Raw genomic sequence first — 7,189 nt, forward strand, 5'->3', positions numbered from 1 at the left:
CGGGGACGGCGTGCGAGCGGGTTCGGGTGCGAAGGCCGTGGGGTCGGTGCCGGGGGCACCGCAGGCGGCGAGCACCGTGACGGCCGCGAGGGCCGCGAGGGCCGTGACGACGACGGCGGTGCCGCGCCCGCCCGCCCCGCGCCGTCCGGCCGTCGTCCGCATCCGGCCCACGGTAGGTGCGGGACCGGTCCCGGGTGTCCCGGGCCTGCCGCTGTCGCCCGGGTGGAGGATGCGGTCATGGACCGGACGAGTGGTGACGGCGGCGCGGCCGCGCGGTGGGAGCAGGCGCTCGCGGCGTGGGGGATCCCCGAGCACATCCTCGCGCAGGCCCCGCAGTCGCCGTGGATCCACCCGGTGGCCCTGTTCGTCGCGACCGGTCAGGAGCCGGACACCCCGTCGCACCGTGCGGCGCGGGAGGCGCTGCCCGAGGGCGGCACGGTCCTCGACGTCGGCTGCGGGGGCGGCCGCGCGGCGTTCGCGCTCACCCCGCCCGCGGCCCGGGTCGTCGGGGTCGACCACCAGCAGTCGATGCTCGACAGCTTCGCGGCGGCGGCGGGCGAGCGCGGCGTCGAGCACGTGGAGGTGCTCGGGGACTGGCCGGACGTCGCCGCGGCGACGCCGGAGGCGGACGTCGTCGTGTGCCACCACGTCGCCTACAACGTCTCGGCGCTGGCCCCGTTCGGCCTGGCGCTCTCGGCGAAGGCCCGGCGCCGCGTCGTCCTCGAGCTGCCGGTCCGGCACCCGCTCTCCCGGATGGCGCCGCTGTGGCAACGCTTCTGGGACCTCGACCGCCCGCTCGGCCCGACCGCCCGGGACGCCGCGGACGTGCTGCGCGAGGCCGGCCTCGCCGTCCGGCTCGAGGAGTGGGACGACCCGGCGCCCCCGCGCGAGGCCGCCGTCGACCCTGCCGAGCAGGTCCGGTACACCCGGGTCCGGCTGTGCCTGCCCGCGGACCGTGACCCGGAGGTCGCCGCGGCGCTCGCCGAGCTCGGGCCGTCGGGCCCGCGACGGCTCGCGACGATCAGCTGGGACGTGTGATGCGCGGGCGTCGACGTGGGGAAACGGGCGAACCGGTAGAAAGCGCGACCTGGGTACCGTGTCGGCCCGCAGGTGCGGCAGGCTGTCGGCCATGACGCTTCCCGCTGCCGGCTGGTACGCCGATCCCGTCGACCCGACGAAGCTGCGCTGGTGGGACGGCGCGCAGTGGACCCAGGCGACCACGCCGGCGCCGGGTGCCGCGGTCGAGCAGCCCGTCGAGCAGCCGGTCGAGCAGTCGGTCGGGCAGCCGGTTGCCGAGCCGGTCCAGGCCGCTGAGCCGACGTACCAGCCGTCCTACCAGTCGTCGTACGAGCCGTCGTACCAGTCGTCGTACGAGCAGCGGAGCGACCCGACGCCGGTCGAGTCGGTCCAGTCGGTCGAGCAGCCGGTCGAGCAGCCGGTCGAGCAGCTGGCCGAGCGGCCGGCCGAGCAGCCGGTCGACCAGCCCGTCGACCAGCCCGCCGAGCAGTCGGCCGACCAGCCCGTCGACCAGCCGGCCGAGTCCGCGTACCAGCCGTCGTACGTCACGAGCGAGCCCGTCGAGCAGCCGTCCCCCGTGGCGGAGCAGACCTGGCCCGCGGCCACGGTGAGCGACCCGCAGCCCGAGCCCGCGCCGTCCGCGGTCGAGCTGGCGTCCGAGCAGCCGTCCGCCGAGCCGTCGTCCCCCTGGAGCAGCACGCAGGACCGGGCGCCGGAGCCCGGGCCCGAGCAGCCGCAGCAGCCCGAGGTCCCGGCCGCGGCGCCGTGGACCTCGCCGGCCGAGCAGGCGTCGCCCTGGAGCCGGCCCGCCGCCCAGCAGGCGACGCAGCAGCCGGACCAGCCCGCGCAGCAGGGCTACCCGGGGTACCAGGCCCAGCCGGCCGCGCAGGGGTACCCGGACTACACGCAGCCCGGCTACGCCCAGCAGGGCTACCCGCAGCAGGGATACCAGCAGCCCGGCTACGCCCAGCAGCCCGGCTACCCCCAGCCCCAGCAGGGGTACCCGCAGCCCGGCTACGCCCAGCAGGGCTACGCGCAGCCCGGTTACCCGCAGCCGTACCCGCAGCAGGGCTACCCGCAGCAGGGGTACCCGCAGCCGTACCCGCAGGGCTACCCGGGCGGGGCCGTGCCGGGCGGCAAGGCGCAGGCGACGCCGGACGGCCAGCCGCTCGCCGGGCTCGGCGCCCGGCTCCTCGCCCGGATCCTCGACGGCTTCATCGTCACGCTGCTCGGCGGCCTCGCCGGGTTCCCGCTGTGGGCCCAGGTCGTGCGCCGGTTCGTCGACTACATGGAGTCCAGCGGCGCCCTCGAGCCCGGTGGTCCGCTCGAGACGAACCCGTTCGCGATCTACACCGACTCCGGGATCCTCGGTCCGCTCATCGGTGCCTCGCTCGTCATGCTCATCGTGCAGGCCGTCTACACGATCGGGCTCGTCGGCTGGAAGGGCGCGACGCTCGGCAAGCTGATGTGCGGCGTGCGGGTCCGGCCGTGGGACCGCCCGGGGAAGCCGTCCTACTGGCAGGCGACGCAGCGGTGGATGACGGGCGAGCTCGCCGCCTTCGTCACCGGCCTGGTGGCGAGCGGCATCTACTCGCTCGTCGACTACCTGTGGCCCACCTGGGACAACCGCAAGCAGGCGCTGCACGACAAGTGGCCGGGCACGGTCGTCGTCAAGAAGTGACGGCGTCCGTCACGACCCGCTCGGGCGAGGACGTCAGGACGAGACCGGGGACGGCGTCCCCGGCCGTCCCGGCACGGTGATCTCGACGCGCCGGTTCGTGGCCTTGCCGGCCTCGGTCCGGTTGTCGCCCTTGGGGTTCTTCTCGCCCAGCCCGTTCGACGTCACCCGGATGTCGCGGCCCCGCAGGCCCTTCTCGAGGTAGGCGGCGACCGCGTCGGCCCGGCTCTGCGAGAGCTCCATGTTGTGCTGCTCGGTGCCCGTCGAGTCGGTGAACCCGTTGACGACGACCTTGCCCGTCCGCTTCTCGGCGCGGACCTGCGCGATGACGTCGTCGAGCACCTTCTTGGCCCGGCCGTTGAGCCGCGCGCTGTTGACCTCGAACGTCAGGTCGGTGCTCAGCGTGATGAGGTCGCCGACCCGGGTGTAGCCGCGACCGGACGTCTTCGTCGGCGCGGGCTTCGACCGCGTGGCGGACGGCGTCCCGGCGGCGGTCGACACGGGGGACACCTGCACCGTCGGCGCCGACGGGGCCGACAGCGCGCCCCGGGCCACCCAGGCGACGATGAGCGCCGCGGCCGCGGCCATCGCCCCGGCGGACGTCACGACGAGCAGCCGCCGGACGCGGCGCGGCATCGGCACCTTGAGCGCCGCCGCCTTGGCGGCCGCCGGGTTGAGCTCGTCGGCCCGGACCGGCGCCGCGGGCGTCACCGGGGCGACGGCCCTGGCCTCCCGGCTGGCGCCGAGGATGACGCGCGGGTCGCCGGCCGGCACCATCGCCCGCAGGGCGTCGACGATCGGCTGCCCGGCCGAGCGGCTCAGGTCGACCGAGTCGTCGACGAGCGCCTGCAGCGACGCACGGTCGGCCCAGATCCCGATGCTCGTGACGAGCAGGCCGTCGTGCTCGAGGACGAGCCGGGCGGGGAGCTGGTGCGGGCGGCCCGAGGGCGGGACGTCGCCCCAGGGGCCGAGCCTGGTCCCGGTGAGGACGACCTCGTCGGTGACCTGGCCGGGGGCGATGTACCGGCTGCGGGAGGTGTAGCGCAGGTCGGGGAAGGCGACGAGCACCGCGTGGACCGCGGCGACGACGTGGGCGCGGCCGGTGAGCGTCGCGCGCAGCGACGGGACGGTGAGGACGGCCCCTTCGGCGAGCCGGTCATGGATCAGCCCGAGGTCGGCGCGGGCGATCCCGTCGAGGAAGACCTCGACCGGCAGCGCGCCGACGTCCGACACCTCTGGCTCGCCTCCCGTGACCTGTGCACCCTGCCCCCCGGCCAGTGTGGCGTATCAGCCGAACGGCTGGTGCCGACTGCTCCCGACTGCTGCCCGGCGGAGCCGGTCGAGCACGGCGTCGGCGAGCTCGCCGCCCTCCGGCGGGACCGCGACGACCCGGTCCAGGCCCAGCTCGTCGGCCGCCCGCAGCGCGGCGTAGAGGGCGTGCGCGTAGGCCGCGGTGTCCGGCGGGGCCGCGAGCCGGACGACGCCCGGAGGCGTCGGGACGGCGGCGGGGGCGAGCAGAGCGGACCGGCCGGCCGGGGTGCCGGCGAGGGCGGCGGCGACGTCGGCCGGGGTCCGGGCGACGACGACGAGGGCGAGGGGCGCGTAGTGCGCCGCGAGCATGCCGGGCGCGCGGACGCCGTCCGGGGTGTCGCCGTCCGGGGTGTCGCCGTCCGGACCGTCGCCGTCCGGACCGTCGGCCGTGCCGGCGCCGGCGGGCCGCCGCCCGACGACCGGGACACCGCCCGCCTCGAGCACGGCCGCGGCCGTGACGGCGCCGCTGCGCAGCAGCCGAGGTGCGGGTCCGGTGCAGTCGAGGATCGTCGACTCGACACCGACGGTGCTCGGGCCGCCGTCGAGGACGACGTCGCGCGCGGGGTCGAGCCGGTCGCCGAGCTCGTCGAGCACGTGCTGCGCCGTCGTCGGGCTGACCCGGCCGAACCGGTTCGCGGACGGCGCGGCGACCCCGCCGCCGAACGCGGCGAGCACGGCGTGCGCGACGGGGTGCGCGGGGCAGCGCAGCCCGACGGTCGGCTGCCCGCCGGTGACGTGGTCGCCGACGAGGCGGCTGCGCGGGACGACGAGCGTCAACGGCCCGGGCCACAGCGCGCCGACGAGCCTGCGCGCGTATGCCGGGACGCCCTCCGCCCAGCGGTCGAGGTCGTCGGCGGCGGCCACGTGGACGATGAGCGGGTGGTCGGCGGGCCGGCCCTTGACGGTGAAGACCCGGCCCACCGCCGCGACGTCCTGCGCGTCGGCGGCGAGCCCGTAGACCGTCTCCGTCGGCAGCCCGACGAGCCCGCCGGCGCGCAGCACCTCGACGGCGCGGCCGACGTCCTGCGTCACGAGCGCCTCCCGCAGACTGTCGGCCGCAGGGGGCGCGGGGCGGGAACGGGGGGTCATCGCCGTCGATTGTCCCGTACCCGCACGGGCGACGGTGCCGGAGGGCGCCGGCTCAGGCGGCGAGCCGCAGCACCTCGGCGGACGCCTGCCGCGGCACCGGGTACGGCACGGGCCGGGCGACGGGCTCCGGTGCGCGCCTCATGGCCCGCACGCAGACGACGAACGACATCGTGCCCGCGACCACGGAGCTGGCCCAGACCGGTACCTGGCCGGTCCCGATGCCGTACACGGCCCACAGCGTGCAGGCCGTGGTGCTCAGGCCGAAGCTCAGCGGGGAGATCGCCGCGAGCGAGGGCGCCGTGAAGACCTCGCGCACCTGCGGCGCGCGGGCGACGAGGGAGACGACGGTCGCGGCGCTGCCGACGGCGACGGCACCGCCCGCGGCCCAGGCCGCCGTGACGAGGCCGCACCAGGCGGCGACGGCGGCGAGCACGTGGGCGGGGCGGGTCGTCGTCCGCCGCACGACGAGCACGGCGATGGTCGCCGCCCCGGCGAGGCCGGGCACGTTGGCGACGATCTGGGGCGGGTCGGCCTCGAGGAGGCCGTAGCAGAGCCAGGTGCCCGTGCCGAGGGCGCCGAGGACGACGGACGGCAGCGACATGCCGTCCGCGCCGGGCGTTCGCAGCAGCCGCCACACCTGGGGGAGTGCAGTGGCGACACCGAGGGCGGCGGCGACGAAACCGGTCGTCGCCAGCCAGGCGGAAGGCATGGAAGATCTCTCCGATTCGGGGGTGGTGCCCGGGGGCCCGGGCGCGCACGACCGACCCGCGGGGCGCGCGGGGCGATCGGCCACCGGTCCTGTCGGCAGCGCCGGCGATGCGGCCCAGCAGGCGTTCGGGTGAGACCCGGGCTCGCGGGCCCGTGCGGGCGGTGAGTCCGCTCACACCGACCGGATCGGGGAACCGATCGGGGCGCCGAGGCGCTCGCACCCATGGAGCACCCTTTTGTCCTCGCACCCGACAGTTCGGACACGACACCACACTCATGGGCGACACCACGACGACGACCCGGATCCAGCCCCTCGGCCCTGACGGGTCGGACATCGACGACAGCGAGCCGCGGACCTTCCTCGGTCTGTCGCTCTCCCAGATCGCCGGCAGCGCCCTCGCTGCCGTGACCACCGCCGTCGCGGCGTCGTTCCTCGGCGTCGCCGGCACGCTCATCGGCGCCGCGTTCGGCTCGGTCGTCTCGACGGTCGCCGGGGCGGCGTACGCCACCTCGCTGAAGACCGCCGCGACCCGGGTGCGGACGACGCGGACCGTTCTCGTCCGGCCCGGGCCCGACGCGGTCCGGGGCGCCTCGCAGACCGACCCGGCCCGGGTGCCGAGCGGGTTCGGCGCCGAGCCGGTCGAGGTCACCGAGTCGACGGGCCCGACGGAGCTCTCCTCGGCGACCACCTACCGTTCGCGCCGGCGCATCACCTGGAAGCCGGTGGCAGCGATCGCAGCCCTCGGTTTCGTCCTCGGCCTCGGTCTGCTCAGCGTCACCGAGGGGCTGCTCGGGCACCCGGTGTCGGGCAGCGAGGCGTCCGGGACGACGATCGGCACTGTCGTCGGCGGTGGCTCCGACGCCGCCCCGCAGCCGTCGACCACCCCGTCCCCGACCGCGACCGACCCGACCGGCTCGCCGAGCGACAGCGCGACGACCGCGCCGTCGGACGGTGCGACGACCGCGCCCAGCGACGCCGGCACCTCCACGTCCCCGACGGACGCGGTCACCGCGACGCCGACCGACGGCGGCAGTGCCTCCACCACGACGACGGTCCCGACGACGCCCACCGACGCGCCGACCGCCCCGGCGGCGGAGCAGACGGTCCCGGTCGCACCCTGACCGACGGGCGGCCGGCAGGGTCGCCCGGAGCGCGGTCGCCTGGAGCGCGGTCGGCGGCGCGGTCAGAACGGCGGTCAGAACGGCGGTCAGAACGGCGGTCAGAACGGCGGTCAGAACGGCGGCGGGTCCGCTGCCGTGACGCTGAGCTCGCGTCGCGCTGAGGCCCCCTGCCCCTCGGCCAGCGGGGCGTGCGGGAGTGCGGTCCAGGTGCGTCCGGTGCGGGTGGTCCACAGGGTCGTGCCGGGCGGGTCGCCAGGGTGGCGT

6 protein-coding genes are annotated in these 7,189 nt (G+C 76.7%); 3 read left to right on the forward strand and 3 right to left on the reverse strand.

Annotated features, from left to right (window positions below):
* Positions 1 to 237 precede the first annotated feature (237 nt).
* The gene (locus ECOMGDLI_RS19120) at positions 238 to 1,038 is read left to right on the forward strand and encodes a bifunctional 2-polyprenyl-6-hydroxyphenol methylase/3-demethylubiquinol 3-O-methyltransferase UbiG (protein WP_088318465.1); all 801 of its coding nucleotides are present in this window, start codon (positions 238 to 240) and stop codon (positions 1,036 to 1,038) included.
* 91 nt (positions 1,039 to 1,129) lie between these two features.
* Positions 1,130 to 2,698, forward strand: coding sequence for an RDD family protein (locus tag ECOMGDLI_RS19125; protein ID WP_088318466.1), 1,569 nt, complete (start codon positions 1,130 to 1,132; stop codon positions 2,696 to 2,698).
* A 33-nt stretch (positions 2,699 to 2,731) separates the two neighbouring features.
* On the opposite strand, the gene ECOMGDLI_RS19130 is transcribed toward ECOMGDLI_RS19125, so the two are convergent.
* Genes ECOMGDLI_RS19130 through ECOMGDLI_RS19140 form a run of 3 tightly spaced genes read right to left on the reverse strand, consistent with a single transcriptional unit; the run spans position 2,732 to position 5,804 of the window.
* Complete coding sequence (locus ECOMGDLI_RS19130; protein WP_088318468.1) at positions 2,732 to 3,928, reverse strand: OmpA family protein; 1,197 nt, start codon at positions 3,926 to 3,928, stop codon at positions 2,732 to 2,734.
* 54 nt (positions 3,929 to 3,982) lie between these two features.
* The gene (locus ECOMGDLI_RS19135; RefSeq protein WP_088318469.1) at positions 3,983 to 5,095 is read right to left on the reverse strand and encodes an L-threonylcarbamoyladenylate synthase; all 1,113 of its coding nucleotides are present in this window, start codon (positions 5,093 to 5,095) and stop codon (positions 3,983 to 3,985) included.
* Between the two features lie 52 nt (positions 5,096 to 5,147).
* A complete protein-coding gene (locus ECOMGDLI_RS19140) occupies positions 5,148 to 5,804 on the reverse strand; it encodes a PQ-loop domain-containing transporter (RefSeq protein ID WP_088318471.1) in 657 nt (218 codons plus the stop codon).
* Positions 5,805 to 6,079: 275 nt separating this feature from the next.
* Here ECOMGDLI_RS19140 and ECOMGDLI_RS19145 point away from each other — a divergent pair, with 275 nt between their 5' ends.
* The gene (locus ECOMGDLI_RS19145; protein ID WP_088318473.1) at positions 6,080 to 6,925 is read left to right on the forward strand and encodes a hypothetical protein; all 846 of its coding nucleotides are present in this window, start codon (positions 6,080 to 6,082) and stop codon (positions 6,923 to 6,925) included.
* Positions 6,926 to 7,189 lie beyond the last annotated feature (264 nt).

Source organism: Kineosporia sp. R_H_3 (genome assembly GCF_002198675.1).
In the GTDB taxonomy this organism is placed as follows: Bacteria; Actinomycetota; Actinomycetes; order Actinomycetales; family Kineosporiaceae; genus R-H-3.

Bases quoted from the DNA above. Each gene is read 5' to 3' on its own strand.
- ECOMGDLI_RS19120 (WP_088318465.1), top strand. From the start codon at position 238: ATGGACCGGACGAGTGGTGACGGCGGCGCGGCCGCGCGGTGGGAGCAG.
- ECOMGDLI_RS19125 (WP_088318466.1), top strand. From the start codon at position 1,130: ATGACGCTTCCCGCTGCCGGCTGGTACGCCGATCCCGTCGACCCGACG.
- ECOMGDLI_RS19135 (WP_088318469.1), bottom strand. From the start codon at position 5,095: ATGACCCCCCGTTCCCGCCCCGCGCCCCCTGCGGCCGACAGTCTGCGG.
- ECOMGDLI_RS19140 (WP_088318471.1), bottom strand. From the start codon at position 5,804: ATGCCTTCCGCCTGGCTGGCGACGACCGGTTTCGTCGCCGCCGCCCTC.
- ECOMGDLI_RS19145 (WP_088318473.1), top strand. From the start codon at position 6,080: ATGGGCGACACCACGACGACGACCCGGATCCAGCCCCTCGGCCCTGAC.